At 45.3% G+C, this 17133-nt stretch carries 14 protein-coding genes and 2 pseudogenes; 7 read left to right on the top strand and 9 right to left on the bottom strand.

Features of this window, described 5'->3' with window-relative positions:
• The 5 genes from L5M10_RS21215 to L5M10_RS21195 all read right to left on the bottom strand — a co-directional run.
• Positions 1-140 (bottom strand): helix-turn-helix domain-containing protein (locus L5M10_RS21215; RefSeq protein WP_263255759.1); only part of this gene is annotated, 140 nt, incomplete at its 3' end.
• Positions 141-210: 70 nt separating this feature from the next.
• Positions 211-3429: a zinc-dependent metalloprotease gene (locus L5M10_RS21210; RefSeq protein WP_263255855.1), complete on the bottom strand. Its 3219-nt coding sequence runs from the start codon at positions 3427-3429 to the stop codon at positions 211-213.
• Between the two features lie 22 nt (positions 3430-3451).
• Positions 3452-4321, bottom strand: a complete 870-nt coding sequence (locus L5M10_RS21205) for a hypothetical protein (RefSeq protein ID WP_263255854.1) — start codon at positions 4319-4321, stop codon at positions 3452-3454.
• A 64-nt stretch (positions 4322-4385) separates the two neighbouring features.
• Complete coding sequence (locus tag L5M10_RS21200; protein ID WP_263255853.1) at positions 4386-4805, bottom strand: hypothetical protein; 420 nt, start codon at positions 4803-4805, stop codon at positions 4386-4388.
• A 311-nt stretch (positions 4806-5116) separates the two neighbouring features.
• A complete protein-coding gene (locus tag L5M10_RS21195; protein WP_263255852.1) occupies positions 5117-6046 on the bottom strand; it encodes a LysR family transcriptional regulator in 930 nt (309 codons plus the stop codon).
• 134 nt (positions 6047-6180) lie between these two features.
• Between L5M10_RS21195 and L5M10_RS21190 the strand changes: the two genes are divergently transcribed.
• On the top strand, positions 6181-7203 hold the full coding sequence (locus L5M10_RS21190; protein ID WP_263255851.1) for a zinc-binding alcohol dehydrogenase family protein: 1023 nt from the start codon (positions 6181-6183) through the stop codon (positions 7201-7203).
• Positions 7200-7484, top strand: coding sequence for a putative quinol monooxygenase (locus L5M10_RS21185; RefSeq protein ID WP_168825853.1), 285 nt, complete (start codon positions 7200-7202; stop codon positions 7482-7484). Before L5M10_RS21190 ends, L5M10_RS21185 begins: the two co-directional genes overlap by 4 nt.
• Before the next feature lie 50 nt (positions 7485-7534).
• Here L5M10_RS21185 and L5M10_RS21180 read toward each other — a convergent pair whose 3' ends face one another.
• From L5M10_RS21180 to L5M10_RS21165, 4 genes are all read right to left on the bottom strand, one after another.
• A complete protein-coding gene (locus L5M10_RS21180; protein ID WP_263148196.1) occupies positions 7535-8266 on the bottom strand; it encodes a fumarate reductase iron-sulfur subunit in 732 nt (243 codons plus the stop codon).
• Complete coding sequence (locus L5M10_RS21175; RefSeq protein WP_263208972.1) at positions 8266-10272, bottom strand: fumarate reductase flavoprotein subunit; 2007 nt, start codon at positions 10270-10272, stop codon at positions 8266-8268. Before L5M10_RS21175 ends, L5M10_RS21180 begins: the two co-directional genes overlap by 1 nt.
• A 93-nt stretch (positions 10273-10365) precedes the next feature.
• On the bottom strand, positions 10366-11037 hold the full coding sequence (locus L5M10_RS21170; protein WP_263198005.1) for a fumarate reductase cytochrome b subunit: 672 nt from the start codon (positions 11035-11037) through the stop codon (positions 10366-10368).
• A gap of 171 nt (positions 11038-11208) precedes the next feature.
• A complete protein-coding gene (locus L5M10_RS21165) occupies positions 11209-11931 on the bottom strand; it encodes a fumarate reductase cytochrome b subunit (RefSeq protein ID WP_131523403.1) in 723 nt (240 codons plus the stop codon).
• 454 nt (positions 11932-12385) lie between these two features.
• Between L5M10_RS21165 and prmA the strand changes: the two genes are divergently transcribed.
• From prmA to L5M10_RS21140, 5 genes and pseudogenes are all read left to right on the top strand, one after another.
• Positions 12386-13267 (top strand): 50S ribosomal protein L11 methyltransferase, encoded by an 882-nt coding sequence (gene prmA, locus L5M10_RS21160; RefSeq protein WP_263201733.1) that lies wholly within the window; start codon positions 12386-12388, stop codon positions 13265-13267.
• A 174-nt stretch (positions 13268-13441) separates the two neighbouring features.
• Entirely contained in the window at positions 13442-14410 is a 969-nt protein-coding gene (gene dusB, locus L5M10_RS21155; RefSeq protein ID WP_173497867.1) for a tRNA dihydrouridine synthase DusB, read from the top strand.
• 16 nt (positions 14411-14426) lie between these two features.
• Positions 14427-14732, top strand: a complete 306-nt coding sequence (fis, locus tag L5M10_RS21150; RefSeq protein ID WP_006083371.1) for a DNA-binding transcriptional regulator Fis — start codon at positions 14427-14429, stop codon at positions 14730-14732.
• 312 nt (positions 14733-15044) lie between these two features.
• Positions 15045-16880 (top strand): annotated as a pseudogene (locus L5M10_RS21145) (UvrD-helicase domain-containing protein); the annotation flags it as partial.
• Positions 16881-16986: 106 nt separating this feature from the next.
• Positions 16987-17133: pseudogene (locus L5M10_RS21140) on the top strand (IS4 family transposase); the annotation flags it as partial.

The raw sequence follows: 17133 nt of genomic DNA, 5'->3' as shown, positions 1-17133 counted from the left end.
CCTTGGCATCGTTTAACTTCCCTATAGACACTAGAGCGATGACAATCAATGCATTTAGCTATGTGTGCTATCGAAAAGCCCTGTTCTAACAGTACGGAAATCTGGTATCGTCTTGCTTCGGTCAATTGTTGATAATTCATGGTGATACTCTTTTACTTTGGCGAGATAAAGCGTACCACTTTTCAGCAGTTGGCTTCTTCTACACCTCGATTAGAGTGTCGCAGTTATTATCTGAATTCTGGCCCTAGCTTTTTGCTCGCCTTGATAATCACTGTCAACGGATGCAAGCACCACTTGGCGTAATATCATCTGCAGTAAATTACTCTTACCTTTTGGCTGCCCGTTAACAGTATCGAATTGGAAGTAACGTGATACCGAACGGTCATAATTAGGTAATGGCTCAATACTTTGTTGCGCAAAATCAGTGTAATAAGGCAAATAGCTATCGAGCTTACCACTCACGCCACAGCTTTCGGTAAAGAGGGGTGCATTACCACGAGTCAGCCCTGGGCCTTCGCCCATGGTCATCTTACACAACATATCTTTGAACACCGGACCCACATTAGGTAAATCAACCAATGCTTTATAACCAAGACTCGATGTACTACGTGGGGTGGTACGTGATACTAAGGCTCTCACGGCTAACAATTTATCTGGCCACACCCCCAAGACGTCGCGCTCATTCACATAGGGATGGTTAGGTGAGGACGCAGGCGTTTTAATACCGTTGAGTAAGCGACCCGAAAAGCTGACATCCGCCGTTAATAAATCCTGAAATTTAGGATTAATTTGCGATTTAATGATCAGCTCTTTCAAGGCTTCAGGAGAATCAGAGAACTGACTTATCACCTCACCTGGCTCAAACTTCGCCTTCATATCGCCGCTTTTAAAACGATATTGTTCAAGCACTTTGCCAAAATTGTACTGTTGTCTTAAGGCCACGCTGCCATCGGCTTGCTTGTATGTCACATCGAGGGTCGCATCATTTTCTCCCACCAGCTTAAGGAAGAAATCTGCCGACTGATTCATCGCCCGCTGATTCGCGCAATACCAAGCCTCGCTACCTGCCGCCGCCAATCGTTCACACTCACCGGCGAAAAAGTTTTCAGACAGACCAAATAATTGCTCTAAAAAGCTCACATCTTCAATGAATTGACGTATTTCATCAAACTGAGCTTTACGATTAATGGCGTAACTTAGGCTATGATCCTCAAACAAAGATTGACGATTATGGCGTAGGTTCATGGTCTCGTAGCTATCAAAATACTTCTCGATATAGAACTGATTAATATCATCTAAGTTTTTACCTGCATCACCACGATTACAGTTACTGTTAAGGGACACATGTTCATCAGTGCAGTAAGAATACTGACGTAGGCTATTGTTTTGCTCAATGTTATAGAGCACACCAAATCGAGTATCTCCATTAACAACCCCTTTGACGAGTTCGTCACGGCGTTTGACATCTTCCGCTTTGAGCGATACAAATTCGTTGGCCTTCGTTTCTACTTCACGGGCATAGCCAAAACGTAACGCAGCTAAGTCATAGGGTTCAAACGTGGTTGCAAACCGATTCACGTTGTAATCCATTTGGCTCGAAAACTCGGCATTAACAGTAATGTCTGGGTAACCTGCATCGCTAAAGGCGGCTTTTAACTCCGTCAGTTGTGCTTGGTTAAAGGTATTGTCGTGGTCGCGACTCCCAGCAAAGTTATGCCTTAAGCCAAAGGTATGTCCTAACTCATGGGTTAAGGTGCCAGCAAATGCTTGTGCGGCTAGGGCTGTCGTTAAGGAGTCTTGTAAACTTATGGGCAGATCTTCAAATGCCGCTAACTTACCGCCCACTTTGCCATCAACCCACATTTCAGCTTTTTTCCAGTCAATTTCATGACCTTTGATGCCGCGAGGTAATTCACGATCACTACCACCCGTAGCAAACACGGTATCCACATGCATCATTGAGTTTTCAGACCAAAACGCTTGTGTTTTGTTATCAAAATCCGCTAAGGCATCGAAACTATTATCCTTGGGCGTTAATAACATCGATTTGGGTGCAGCGATAAGTTGCTGAGTGGGTTGCTCAAATGCAGCCGCCTCAACTGGCGCGGTGTCTAGGCTGACATCAGGCTTGTCCAAACGAGCGACATATGGCTCACCCGTTAACGACGTCACTGAATTCGCGTCCAATTTGCCTCTGTTATAATCTAAACGCACTTGGCGATAGTAACGTACTGCGCCTTGTTTTAGATTCGAGCTGTATTGATTGACTCGCGCACTAACAATTTCACCTGTTAGTGGGTTTGCCGCTGATGGACCATAACCCGCCAAGCCATTATCCAGTGGCTCATCGAATAAGGTAATGTTGCTATAACGTAGGTCGCCATGGCGTTTATCATTGGCTTGCTCAAGTTTTATCTGTGGAAAACCGGTTTTATACAGCTTGTTTTGAATGTTAATTGCCGTAACAGACTCAATGGCAGCATCCAAAAAGGGTTTATTTTTCGCATCGTAGAAATTATTACTCAGGTAATAAGTAAGTTCTGATTTGGCCGGATTAAAGCGATTCAAGTAGGTACGCACATACCCGTCAACGCCCTCTGAGTCAGTCGCATCACGATAGGTATGGGAGGAGGTAAAGAAGCCAAATGCACCCTTTTCATTTTCGGCATAGGGAATCGCTTGATAGTCTTTACTGGCTAACTGATCCACCGCCACAATAGAAATAAACTCAGTGGTCGTAAAGGATAGGTTGTCGAGGTTGCCACCGTAAAATTGGTTAAAGCAACTTGGTGAAGCTTGATAGGTATGCTCAATTTCAAAGTTAACCACGCCCTTAGCTAAATCCATCTCATAGCCTTTTTGGCCTTGAGTATTTACTAGTCGTGGGGCTTCTGTTTCAGTAACACATTCACCAAAGGTGAAAATGTCATTAATGCTCAACTCGGCAATTTTGGCTTTGGCAAAATCGGGGACAAAGTAGCGCTTATCCTGCCATGTTAAATTAGCATCTGTATTCACTTGCTCAACGTTAACGCACTCACGCCATTTATCTTCGGTACATTTAAAGTCGATATATTCGCCAGGAATGGTTAACACTGGCGCTTGGTTATACTCATTAGGATAACGACTGTCATGGCCTAGTCCGATATTATCTCGGTCAATTTGACGTACTTGGATACCATTCTCAGTTTTATGCAAGGTCACCAACTTAGGATCACCTTGGGTAAAACCTCGCACCTCGGCAGCATAACGCGGAGCCTTACCCACGCTGCGAATGTAGAGATATTGCCGCTCAGTTGCTTTATCGATGTCGGCAGTGGTGACTTGCTTTTCATCTTTCGGGAGTTCTTTATAAGGCTCATCGCCGGCACCACACCCCACAAGGGTCAGTGCGCTGGTGATCGCCAGACATAGCATGGACTTCTTCATAGATTCCTCTTAACTACTGTTTTTATAGATATTTAGTAATTGACAAATAAAAGGTTGAACTCTTTTTGTCATAAATCTCAAATCCCTGAGATGTCCCCACTTCTGGGTTATAGAAACGACCACTATTGTTGTGACCTACAGCCAACACCCAATCAGGCTTAAACGACCAACCGAGTTCTTGGGCAAAGGTAAATTGATCATCGAGTCGACGACCGTAATAGTTTTTGGAAATCCGATAACGACCACTCATATCCAAATACCAATTGGCCGTTATTTGCCAATAAGCATCGAGTAATCCATCGAGTTGCTGTTCAACTAACACGCGCTCACCAGCGGTTTTGTATTGGTAAGCGTTGTAGCGATAGCGCGGTGAAAAATAAAAACTTAGGTTATCTAGCGGGCTCCAAAATAAGTACGCGGCAATGCGCGGCGCATATTGCAACCTATCTAGTTTTGATTCACGTTCTGCGGGTAAATACACACCTAAACTGCCTTTCAATGAGACGGTATCGGTTAAGGCATATAGTGGCGTGCGGTACTCCAGCAAAGGATCATAAAAACTGGACTCTTTGCCATGTAGTGTTTGCTTTTCACCCCCAAGGGTAAACAACACATTGCCCCAATTTGCCTTGTAATCGATACGGCTATCGATGTTGTAGGCTTGATAGGCGTAATAACTTTCCGAGTCATAAATGTTTCGCGTAAAACCCACATTAACGTAGCCAGACCATTTTGCTGCTTGTGCATCCGTTGCTAGCTCAAATTCATTGACGGCCAATGCTTGGCCGACAAAGGAGAAACTGGCCAGCATCACCTGCACGCAGAAAAGCACAGACCATTTATTTCGTCGACGAGAAATCGACGAATAATATTGATTACTCGTTGGTTGCATAATAAAACCTTGATTTATATTTTTAATGAAAAATCTTGATAGTGAGCATGCGCTCTATTTAACGCTAGGATGTACTTGCTTGAATTGATTTAATCCAATTAAGTAAAACTGAATAATAGTTTTCTATATTAGTAATATAACTACGTATAAATATGGTTAAGACGAAATAAATAAAACCCAAAAAAACGAAAAAAGACGCTCCCCAAAATATGCTTTCAAAATCCGTTTGGGCAAACCCAGCCCAAAGGGGAGCGCTATATTCACCAACTATTACTATTGACTGATGGCTAACAGGTTCACAGTGAAACCACGACACTGAAGCCATTGATAAATAATTATTTTTAATAACACAAGAATTAGACAACGCGGCAATATTCACAGGTAAACTCACCCATAATATTCCAAATATCAGCCACTCACCCACAGCGAAAAGAAAACGCTTTGGTCTTTTTGGATATTTTTTTGTAGCTAATTTAGTTAACATTGCTCGTCAATACGTCATGCTATAAATAATCTCCACTGCGACATCACAGCCAAAGATACAAAAAGATACATCTGTTGCATCATACGCACGAACAAAAAATATTTACAACTCACACAAGAGCTAACTCATATTAAATTAAAATAAATATGAGTTAGATCAGAAAAATCCAGAAAAATCCAGAAAAATTAAACATAAAAAACACAATGAGAAATAACTAAGCCCACCCAACAAAACAATTTAGAAAACTTTATTTACAAATAAATAACAACATGCAGTGCGCTTATTTACATGTACCACCATAATGCAATTGCTTAAGGGTGTTGTGGGAGAATATGACGAGCCGCCAACTGCATTTGCAACTCTTTACAACGTTGACGTAACATTTCGCGAAGCAGTAACACCACGGGAGTGACATGCTCACGTCCTGGGCACACTAAGTATAAATCGACGGGTTCCCCCTGATACTCAGGCAACAAACGTACTAATCGCCCTGAGATTAAGTCATCGGCCAGATCTAGACTCGACTTAAATACCAACCCTTTGCCAGCCACAGCCCAACGGCGGGCAATCTCGGCATCATTAGCACTACGATTGCCAGTGACTCGCACTTTGAATTCTTGACCATCACGCCTAAATAGCCATTGATCGTGGGTGCGATCATCTAACTTATAAAACAAGCAATTATGCTCAACTAATTGTTCTAATGAATTAAGCACACCAAACTTGGCGAGATATTCAGGTGAGGCGCACAAGACACGATCAACACTGCAGATAGGAAAAGCCACTTGGTTAGAATCCTGCGGTTTTCCATAGCGCACGGCGACATCAATTTTATCGTGATAAAAGCTGCTGATATTGTCTCCAAGGTGCAAGCGCACTTGCAGTTGAGGAAAATCGAGCAAAAACTCGTCGAGCCAAGGCACAAACAGATTACGGCCAAAGTCTGAAGAAACCGACAGGCTTAAGGTGCCGGATATTTTACCTTTATCACTGGCGATAGCCTGTTCGCCAAGCGCTAAATCGCTTAGCGCACGTCGGCAATGAATAAGATAACGTTCACCTTGCACAGTCAAACGTAAGCTGCGTGTCGTGCGGATAAATAAACTCGTATCGAGCTGTTTCTCAAGCCGTTTTATTGCTGCACTGGCAGAAGCAGCCGAGATATCCATCTCGGCTGCTGCGGCAGATATATTGCCGCAATCAGCGACTCGCACGAACAAAGCTAAATCATTAATTAGCATGATTATCAAAAATCCTTTGAAAAAATTACAAACTTTATCCTGTTTATCTCTTGGCTAATATTCCACACAATGGCTACACGATACAAGTACACTCAAACAAGTAGACTCCAGCAAGTACACCCAGAGGAATAAACATGAAAGCCATTGGTTACCAGACAGCAGGTGCAATCACAGCGCCCAATGCATTAGAAAACATCACGCTAGCCGAGCCAACTGCGACAGGTTTTGACCTCTTAGTGGAAATCAAAGCCATTTCTGTCAATCCGGTTGATACAAAAATCCGTGCATCTAGCTCAGCGTCTGCAGGCGAATACAAAATTATCGGCTGGGATGCGGTCGGTGTCGTCAAAGCAGTTGGTGAGAAAGCCAGTCTTTTCAACGTTGGCGATGAAGTGTGGTATGCAGGCGATATCAGTCGCAGTGGAAGTTATGCAGAATATCAATTGGTTGATGAGCGAATTGTCGGCCATAAACCTAAAAGTTTAACCTATACCCAAGCCGCGGCATTACCTTTAACGGGGATTACGGCATGGGAGATTTTATTCGACCGTTTAGCTTTACCCCAAGATGGTTCGGCAACTGACGCCCGTATTTTAATTATCGGTGCGGCCGGCGGTGTGGGTTCAATCATCACTCAGCTTGCAGTAAAACTCACTGGTGCAGAAGTCATAGGCACTGCATCTCGTCCTAAATCCGCCGCTTGGGTGCACAAACTTGGTGCCGATGCAGTTATCGACCACACCAAGCCACTTTCACAGGAACTTGCCAATATTGGCATTACTGATGTGACCCATGTGATTAGCTTAACCCAAACCGATCAGCATTTTGATGAAATAGTACAAGTGCTTAAGCCACAAGGAAAACTAGCATTAATCGATGATCCTAAGGGACCATTAGATGTGATGAAACTTAAGCGTAAAAGCTTATCCTTACACTGGGAACTGATGTTTACCCGCAGCCTATATCAGACCGAGGATATGATTGCGCAACATCACTTACTCAACCGCTTAAGCGCTCTTATCGATACAGGCGAGTTACAGAGTACGTTCGGTGAGCACTACGGCACCATTAATGCCCAAAACTTAATCAAAGCTCACGCTCAGATAGAGTCTGGCAAAGCGATCGGTAAAATTGTTTTAGAAGGTTTTAACCAATGAAAATAACAGTATTTGCTCAAATCATAGCGAATCAAGGCCAAAGCGATACGCTATTTAAGATACTCAAGCAACTCGTGACAGACACTCATACCGAGGCTGGCTGCATCGAATACAAACTGCATCACTCATTAGATGATGAAAATATCTTCTGGATGTACGAAATTTGGCAATCCCAAGCCGCACTGGATGAACATATGGCGAGTACGCACTTTCAAGCATTCGTCGCTCAAACCGCAGACATAATCAATCGAGCTGACATTCACAAAAGCTACGCCTGCTAATCAACAAAAAAGCGCCAAACACGTTGGCGCTTTTCATCATTTATCACGAATCAAATCAAAGTCATGGCCATCTTGCGGCGTAAATACGCAATTTGCTGCATGTGGGGCAAATCCTTAGGACAGTTGTCTTGGCAGCCGAGTAAAGTCATGCAGCCAAACACGCCATCCTGATTGCCAATCACATGGTAAAAATCCTCCGCAGTGCGCGCATCACGGCTATCCATCTCGAAACGGGCTATTTTCATCATGCCCACAGCGCCGACAAAAGTTTCACGCATTTGTTTAGTCGCACAGGCAGAAACACACACGCCACATTCAACGCAGCGCTCTAGCTCATACAAACGCGCAGCTTCATCTGGATCCATAGGATCTTCAAGCCGATGCACGCTTATATCATTGGCCTTAGGGTATAACCACAGCTTTAAGCGTTCGGCCAGTTCCCGCATAAACTTACCAGTATTAACCGAGAGATCACCAATCAACTCAAAACCTGGCAGCGGCATTAAGGTGATTTCGCCCTTAGGGTATTTGGCCGTTAAGGTGCGGCAAGCTAGCGTCGGGAAACCGTTGATCACCATAGCGCAGCTACCACAGATGCCAGCACGACAGACAAAGTCGAACTGCAATGAAGTGTCTTGTTCTTCCCTGAGTTTATTAAGGGCGATAAATACCGTCATCCCCGGCGTTTCGGTAAGCTGATAACGCACCATTTTCGGCTTATCGTTTGGCTCCTGCGGATCATAACGAAAGATATTAAAGGTTAACTGACGACCTTGGCTCATTATGATTTTTCTCCTAATGCATTGGCAGATGGACTTTTTAAAGTATCACTTAAACGTTCATTATTGGGTTGTAAGCTCTCGGGTAATTCAAAGGGCATAAGAGCCCGCTGCCTTTGATAACGGTCAGCATCATCACCTAGCTCAGCTAAAATCTCGGCAATTTGCTGTTCACGCTTTTCGGTATTGGGATGCACTATGGCGTTGTTGATGCCATAACCACGATAACCCGGCGGGAGTTCCATCTTCATCACATCGAGTGCTTCGTAGTTAAGCTCAGGTTCGAGTGCATCGGGAACCGGCCAGCTGGCCAAGGTGCGATTCAGCCAGTCTCGATCATTTCGCTGCGGATAATCCTCGCGAGCATGGGCACCACGACTCTCTGTTCGCGCCGCTGCGCCGCAGGCTACGGTTAGCGCCACTTTTAGCATACGCTTGACCCGCAGGGCTTCAACTAACTCAGGATTAGCGTGACGCTTTTTACACTTAAGTCCGAGTTTACGCGAACGCTCGAGCAACACTTTTAGCTCGGCAACCGCTTTTTCAAGCTCGGGGCCATTACGGAAAATCCCCACATAATCCATCATGATGCGCTGCATTTCGCGCTTGAGCTCAAAGGCGCTCTCGTGACCATCACCCTCGACTAGCACATCGATTTCACTCTGCACCTGCTGCATAAACCGTTCAGCAAGCTGAGTGTCGATCTCAAGGCTATTGTTCTCACAAAAATCGGCGACATATTTACCAATAATCATGCCGCCAACCACGGTTTCGGCCAACGAATTACCGCCTAAACGGTTAAAGCCGTGCATGTCCCAACAAGCCGCCTCACCTACGCTAAATAAGCCTTTAAGCTGCGGACTTTCACCTGTGGCATTAGTCCGAATACCGCCCATAGAATAATGCTGAGTTGGGCGTACAGGGATCCAATCCTTAGCGGGATCGATGCCAAGGAAATTCTCACAAATTTCCTGCACTTCCCTAAGATTCGTTTCAATATGCTTGCGACCTAAAAGGGTAATATCTAGCCACAAATGCGGGCCATAAGGGCTATCAACGCCCTTACCTTTACGTATATGTTCGGTCATGCGACGCGATACTACATCCCGCGATGCCAACTCCTTTTTATCGGGCTCATAATCAGGCATAAAGCGATAACCGTCTTTATCGCGCAATAAGCCGCCATCACCACGGCACCCTTCCGTTGTTAAAATGCCCACGGGAACAATGGCAGTGGGATGGAATTGTACCGCCTCCATATTGCCAAGCCTTGCCACGCCCGTTTCCAATGCCAACGCTTGGCCAATACCTTCGCAGATGATCGCATTGGTCGACACTTCATAAATTCGGCCATAACCACCAGTGGCTATCGTAGTGGACTTAGCCACATAGGCTCTAAGTTCACCCGTAATCAAACAACGAGCAATCACGCCATGGCAACGCTTACCATCGTGAATAAGTGCCAAGGCTTCGATACGTTCATGGACGGGAATATCCATGGAAATCGCTTTGTTATCCATAGCGTATAACAGCGAATGACCTGTACCGTCGGCGGTATAACAAGTGCGCCATTTTTTAGTCCCGCCAAAATCACGGGCGTTAATAAGACCATGGGCTTCTTGGGCCTCATGTAGCGTGACTTTTTGCGCATTGACTATCACTTCTCTCGGGCCAGCAGTCACCCGAGACCAAGGCACGCCCCAATTGGCCAGCTCACGTACTGCCTTAGGTGCACAATGGGCAAACATCCGTGCGACATCTTGATCGCAGCCCCAGTCGGAACCTTTTACCGTATCTTGAAAATGCACATCCTCATCATCGCCCATCCCCTTAACGGCATTGCCTAAACTCGCCTGCATCCCCCCTTGAGCGGCAGCAGAGTGGGAACGTTTTGCAGGAATGAGAGACAGAACTAAAGTGTCAAGCCCACGCTCTTTCGAAGCGATAGCGACCCTTAAGCCCGCGAGCCCAGCTCCTACCACCAATGAATCGGTATAAATCAGTTTCACGCCTGCTCCTTAATGGGGTCTATTGTTTTGTGCTGTTTTTTTATGTTCGACATTCTATTCACTGATTAACTTAATCATTGATTAAAAGCGGAATTAACTCGCGTAGGGTAAAAATGCCAGAAGTGAGGCGACACCAACAGTGACAAATAGCACGCTCACTATGGTCTTGATCTTACGTAATCGACTGCGGTTGTTGAGATCCCGCGCCGCCCCCCATTTCAAAGCCACACGGTAAATGCCAATTGCTGCATGTAACTCCACAGTGAGCAGCAAAGGCAGATAAACCATCCAGACACCTTGATTCCAAATACGATCGGCGCTTCCCTGAGGGCCAATGGTTTCGGGAGCCGAGCCAATAAGCCACAAATGCACAGGCAACAGCAGTAAAATCACGACACCGGTAATGGCTTGCCAACGCCACAAGCGAGTATCGCTGTGGTTGATCACTTGCATTTGTTGGCGTAGAGCCCTTTGCTGACGCAGACTCATGGGTAATTTTTGCAATGCCACTAACACGTGCACTAACGTCAAAATGGCAATACCAATAGCAATACAAGTCACTACCCAAGGATAACCGTGTCCGTCAGCTGACAGAAAACTCAGCTCCATAGTGCGAGCCACCCAACTCATGGCATCCGCACCCAATAAAATCGATGACACTAACACTAAGTGGGTCCACAAAAAGACTGCGAGTATTACCCCAGACAAACTCTGGCTTAAATCCAGCCAAGCACTCCATTTTTTAATATTTAATTTGATCGCCATCCTATCGCCTCACGCCGTTGACCTTATCGAGCCAATCTCATTAAGTCTTATCGCAAACTAATATCGCTCACACATCCACACGAAAACGTGAGCCAGATCAATTGAGTGCTGAATAATTAACCTAATGCTTAATAATAGCAGTGAAACAAAATCCTGCTGCTGGCTTAAAGCCTACTCAGGTACGAAGGGCTGCACAGGAATATCGAGCTCGCTACCGATAAATAGATATGAAACAAGGCTCGCAGTACCAAGGCATAGCAGATATATAATCAACACCTTAGCGACTTTTCGTAGACCTGAACGTTTAGTGGTTATGCCCCACTTTACCGCCACGCGATAGAGACCAATCATGGCGTGTACCACTACAGCGGGAAGTAACAGCGCATACAGCAACCAAGCATTATCGTGATAAACCCGCTCAGCCGATAGATGCGGGCCAATTTCGGGATTCAAAATCATAGTGAAGAGGTGAACAGGAACGAGGAAAAATAAGATAAAGCCAGTGATCAGTTGCCAAAACCACGCATGGGTATCCTTATGCTTGATATTCCCCATGTGCGAACGCAGGGCTCGCCATTGCCCTAGCTGCGCCGGAAAACGCCGTAGCGCCACCGCGGCATGTACTATCACCACCAATAGCATAAACACTGAAAACACTTTAGTGACTATAGGAAAACCATGTCCTGTGCTGCTAAACATTCCACCTTCAAGCAACTGAACGACCCGATAAAAAGCCTCTTTACCCAGCAAAATACTCGATTCAAAATGCATGTGTAATAGTAAAAAGCTGCCAAGCATAATCCCTGTCGCACTCTGCAGCCTATCAGCCTTAGCCGACCAAGGATGACCTAGCGGTGTACTCACCCTATTGTGAACTCGAGTTATGCTTGTCATCTTGAATTAACCTATGTCGTTTATCGTTGGCACCTCTTGGCAAACTACACCATAGCAGCAACTCAAATCAGGCTTCAGTGTCACAGATTTAAAGCGTGAGCCAACTCACCTGACGGAGTTAAACTCTTAGAAGATGATCACAAAAAACGTATCAAAACCAAACAAAGGTAAAACCAATTAACCAATACTTTTCATAGCGTTATATCAGATAATAAAACTGACAATTCGCTTTTTAACACCAATCCATACCCGCCAGCTAACGCCTTGTCTGTATAGACAAAAGCGTAATACCAGGATAGCCAGTCGTCGAACCTAAAGCCTAGTGATAACCAAACGACCTTACCTAAAGCGCTTTAAATTCCCGCTACATCCTGCATTTTGGGATAGTTTGGGTATACAATACCGCGATATTTTGAACCCTTAGTTTATGAACACTCAGTCACAGGATGCCCCCATGCCTTGGATCCAACTCCGTATAAACACCAATAGCGATGACGCTGAAACCATCAGCGACTTGCTCATGGAAGAAGGTTCAGTCTCTATCACCTTCGAAGACGGTAAAGACACCCCTATTTTTGAACCTAAATTGGGCGAAACTCCACTGTGGCGCGATACCGTGGTAGTGGCCTTATTCGATGCAGAAACCGATCTGACACCGACCATCGCCATGCTGAAAACCTTGCCTTTCCTCGGTGAGAACTTCAGCCATAAAGTAGAACAAATTGAAGATAAAGACTGGGTACGCGAATGGATGGATAACTTCCACCCCATCCAATTTGGCACACGCTTATGGATCTGCCCAAGCTGGCGCGAAATCCCTGATCCAACCGCAGTCAATGTGATCTTAGATCCGGGTCTTGCCTTCGGTACTGGCACTCATCCCACGACAGCACTGTGTTTAGAGTGGCTAGACAGCTTAGATTTAAGCGATGAAGAAGTGATCGATTTTGGCTGTGGTTCAGGCATCTTAGCCGTAGCAGCACTGAAACTGGGCGCGAAAAAAGTCACAGGTATCGATATCGACTATCAAGCCATCGACGCCTCGCGTGCCAACGCCGAGCGCAATGATGTCGCTGACAAGCTGGCGTTGTACTTACCAGAAGACCAACCCGCCGAGCTCAAAGCCGACGTACTGGTCGCTAACATTCTTGCAGGCCCTCTGCGAGAATTAGCGCCTTTGATCGCAGAACGCGTAAAAACCGGTGGCAAACTTGCCCTTTCCGGTCTCCTCAAAGAACAAGCCCAAGAAATCTCTGACTTTTATAGCCAATGGTTCGATATGGACGCAGCGGCTCACAAAGAAGATTGGAGTCGCTTGACAGGTAAGCGTAAATAGCGCTAAAGGGTGGCGCAACATGCGCCACCGCTGGCTTCCAACAATTTGGCCTCTGACTTCTCGTCAATTAAAAGTCAAGAAAAAAAATTACCTCTAGGTCATTTATTGACCTTTTCACGGCCAACAAAAAGGGCTACTATAGCGCCCCTTTGAAGAGCTAAGGTGAAACATAAAATGCAGATTGGACCCTATCAACTGAACAATCAGCTGATCGTGGCACCAATGGCAGGTGTCACCGATCAAGCCTTCCGCAATCTTTGTCTTCGTTATGGCGCAGCCTTAGCGGTTTCCGAGATGCTTTCATCCAATCCTGAAGTTTGGGATACAGATAAAAGCCGCCAGCGCATGACGCATTCTGGCGAGGAAGGCATCCGCTCAGTGCAAATTGCAGGGGCTGATCCTGATTTAATGGCGCAAGCCGCCTTGTTCAATGTAGAACAAGGTGCTCACATCATTGATATCAACATGGGTTGCCCGGCGAAAAAAGTGAATAAAAAGCTGGCAGGCTCGGCGCTAATGCAAAATCCAACGCTGGTAAAAGAGATTTTACAAGCCGTGGTCGCCGCAGTGAACGTGCCTGTCACGTTAAAGATTCGCACCGGCTGGGAGCCAGAGCACAAGAATGGTGTTCAAATCGCCCAGATTGCAGAGGATTGTGGCATAGCCTCGCTCGCCGTTCACGGCCGCACGAGACAATGTATGTACAGAGGCAACGCCGAGTACGACACGATCAAAGCAATCAAACAGAATGTCTCGATTCCTGTTGTCGCCAATGGGGACATCGACAGTCCGGAGAAAGCCCGCTTTGTGCTGGAATACACCGGTGCCGATGCCTTGATGATAGGACGGGGTGCTCAAGGACGGCCTTGGATTTTCAGAGAAATCCAGCACTACTTGGAAACGGGTAATAAGCTAGCGCCCATTGAGGTTGCCGAACAGCGTCAAGTGATGCTGGAACACCTCACCAAACTGTATGACTTATATGGAGAATACAAGGGTATCCGCTTCGCCAGAAAACATATGGGATGGTACCTAGACCAAGAAGCTCAGCGCCAATTTAGGGCTGACTTTAATCGGCTGGAAACCGCTGCAGAACAGTATTCCCTCGTGGAATGTTATTTTGATGAATTAGTACAGAATTAATAAAGAGCAGAATAGAATGTTTGATCAGACAACTAACACAGAAGTTCACCAGCTTACCGTTGGCAAAATCGAAACAGCAAACGGCACTATCAAGCCCCAGTTATTACGTGACGCCGTCAAGCGTGCCGTAACTAACTTCTTCGCACAGTTGGACGGTCAGGAAGCACAAGAAGTTTATGAAATGGTGCTAAGCGAAGTTGAAGCGCCTCTGCTTGACATCATCATGCAACACACTCGTGGCAACCAAACCCGCGCAGCAAACATGCTAGGTATCAACCGTGGTACTCTGCGTAAAAAATTGAAAAAATACGGCATGAATTAATCCGCAAGGATTAAGCTGTTGTATTGAAAAAAGAAAAGGCCTGAAGAGATTCAGGCTTTTTTGCTTTCTGATACACGCCTTTCTAATACATAGTTACACACAGTCAAAATCATGCTTGGTTTATCATTCATCTCACTTCAAACTAAGACCTAGTTAACGAATACCTAAGTTTTGCTCCATCTAGAGACCAAAATCAATAAATAATCCATACAGCCCATAGCACAACCTTGACACGAGCCATCGTGTTTTAAGTTATAATGCATTTAAAAATCAGTCTGTTAATTCTAAAACTTTTTAGCCGTAGGTTTTACATTGTCATTGAATCACTCTGAACAAGATATCAAACACAGTTGGTTTGGCCGTTTCTTTATTGGCAAAGCTGATGCGGTAAAACTCACCACGAGTGGTATTAGCATTAATCGCACTAAAGGCGGCTTTTTTGCTCACTCTCGCAGCGCTAACAAAGTAGAAGCTGACGAATGTTTTACCTGGCAACAGCTCGATTCCCCACCATTTTTTACCTTAAGTCCACTAGGTTATCTACTCGGTTTCACAGTATTAGGCAAAGCCTATCAACTGCCGTTTCTCAGCTATTTTGCACAGCATCAATTTAGCAATCAAATCGCACAGTATTGGGCAAATGCCAATGGGCCGCGCGTTGCTGAGTTAATGGCGAAAGTGGATAAGACACTGACACACACTTATTTACGTGAATCACGTTTAGAAATGATACAAGCCAGAGTCGCGCGCGAATACCAGCGCTGGTTCCCTTGGTGTGAAAACCTGCCATTAGCGAGAAATCTACACACAGGGTTAGCGAGGCTTAAGCAAATCCACCGCTGGACTCGCGCCGATATAAAGCAGTTGCGTGAAGATTATATTCTGTCGCAGCTCATTAAATTTGCTGACTATTTTGAGCATGTAGAATCTAACCCCTTAACCGAAAAACAGCGCCGAGCTTGTATTATCGATGATAACAATAACTTGTTATTGGCAGGCGCAGGCACGGGAAAGACCAGTGTGATGGTTGGTCGAGCAGGATATTTGCTTGAGAGTGGTCAAGCAAAAGCCGATGAAATATTGCTATTAGCCTATGGCCGTAAAGCGGCTGACGAGATGGATGAGCGGATTAAAAACAGGCTCGGTACGGATGATATCAAGGCGAGCACCTTCCACAGTTTAGGCTCAAAAATTATCGCCGACGTTGAGCGAGCAAAACCGAGTTTGTCCCCTTTAGCGGAGGATGACAAAGCCAAAGAGCTGTGGGTGCACAATACCCTTGAGACTTTGATTGAAGATGAGGCTTACCGTAAACAACTTTTCGAATATTTCAGCCGTTTCTATTATGTTGAAAAAAGCCCATTCGAGTTCGATATGGAAGGCGAGTATTTTCAATACTTGAATGATAACGATATTCGCAGTCTTAAAGGTGAGCGAGTCAAAAGCTTTGGTGAGCTCTACATTGCCAACTGGCTATTTAGCAATGGCATCGAATATGTCTATGAAGCTAAGTACGAGCATGATGTGCGCAGTATTGATTTTCGTCAGTATCAACCCGATTTCTATCTACCCGAATACCAAATTTATCTTGAATACTATGGTATTGATGAACACCAGCATACCGCTCCTTATATCGATAACCAGAAATACTTGGAATCGATGGTATGGAAACGCCAGCTACATCAACAGCATGGCACTAAGTGTGTTGAGCTATTTTATTACCAACATAAAAAAGGTTTGTTAATCAGTAAGCTTGAGCAAGCTTTACAGGTCTTTAAAGTACAATATGCGCCCTTACCCGATGAAGCCATACTAGCAACCCTACATGAACTTGGCCGCGTGACCGAATTGGCAAAAATGTTTAGTCAGCTGATAGGGCTGTATAAAGCGGCTTGCCTTGATGAACATGGACTTGAGGGGGTATTTGCTCGCGCCGCCGATGCTCGGCAGACCCGCAAGGCATTCGAACTGCTTGAGCCCATAATCACGCGCTATGAGCAACATTTAGCAATAAATGGCGACATTGATTTTGAGGACATGATTGGCAAAGCGCTGACGTATCTGCAACGCGGGCAATTTATTAGCCCGTGGCGTTTCATTATGGTGGATGAGTTCCAAGATATTTCAGAACCACGTGCCCGCTTAGTACTGAAGAATCCCCTGATGATTTACAAATAAATCATCAAATTAGGGTGGAAGCGCATCTTGTTGCATGATCAAATGGTTTCGCTAAAAACTACACTTGGACAACAAGATGCGCGAAGCCAATATCCTACAACATTCTTTACACCAATACTGCCCAGAACTTCACCTAAAACGATTAAACAGCTTGATGCTGGCCTCTAAGGCACTGATTGAATGTAAGACACTGACCTTGACTGAGTTAGGTCGAAAGTCGAAA

It is taken from the genome of Shewanella sp. SM32 (assembly GCF_025654235.1).
GTDB classification, from domain to species: Bacteria; Pseudomonadota; Gammaproteobacteria; order Enterobacterales; family Shewanellaceae; genus Shewanella; species Shewanella oncorhynchi.
This window is presented reverse-complemented; position numbering and strand designations above follow the sequence as displayed.

Bases quoted from the DNA above. Each gene is read 5' to 3' on its own strand.
- L5M10_RS21210 (WP_263255855.1), bottom strand. From the start codon at position 3,429: ATGAAGAAGTCCATGCTATGTCTGGCGATCACCAGCGCACTGACCCTT.
- L5M10_RS21205 (WP_263255854.1), bottom strand. From the start codon at position 4,321: ATGCAACCAACGAGTAATCAATATTATTCGTCGATTTCTCGTCGACGA.
- L5M10_RS21200 (WP_263255853.1), bottom strand. From the start codon at position 4,805: ATGTTAACTAAATTAGCTACAAAAAAATATCCAAAAAGACCAAAGCGT.
- L5M10_RS21195 (WP_263255852.1), bottom strand. From the start codon at position 6,046: ATGCTAATTAATGATTTAGCTTTGTTCGTGCGAGTCGCTGATTGCGGC.
- L5M10_RS21190 (WP_263255851.1), top strand. From the start codon at position 6,181: ATGAAAGCCATTGGTTACCAGACAGCAGGTGCAATCACAGCGCCCAAT.
- L5M10_RS21185 (WP_168825853.1), top strand. From the start codon at position 7,200: ATGAAAATAACAGTATTTGCTCAAATCATAGCGAATCAAGGCCAAAGC.
- L5M10_RS21180 (WP_263148196.1), bottom strand. From the start codon at position 8,266: ATGAGCCAAGGTCGTCAGTTAACCTTTAATATCTTTCGTTATGATCCG.
- L5M10_RS21170 (WP_263198005.1), bottom strand. From the start codon at position 11,037: ATGGCGATCAAATTAAATATTAAAAAATGGAGTGCTTGGCTGGATTTA.
- L5M10_RS21165 (WP_131523403.1), bottom strand. From the start codon at position 11,931: ATGACAAGCATAACTCGAGTTCACAATAGGGTGAGTACACCGCTAGGT.
- prmA (WP_263201733.1), top strand. From the start codon at position 12,386: ATGCCTTGGATCCAACTCCGTATAAACACCAATAGCGATGACGCTGAA.
- dusB (WP_173497867.1), top strand. From the start codon at position 13,442: ATGCAGATTGGACCCTATCAACTGAACAATCAGCTGATCGTGGCACCA.
- fis (WP_006083371.1), top strand. From the start codon at position 14,427: ATGTTTGATCAGACAACTAACACAGAAGTTCACCAGCTTACCGTTGGC.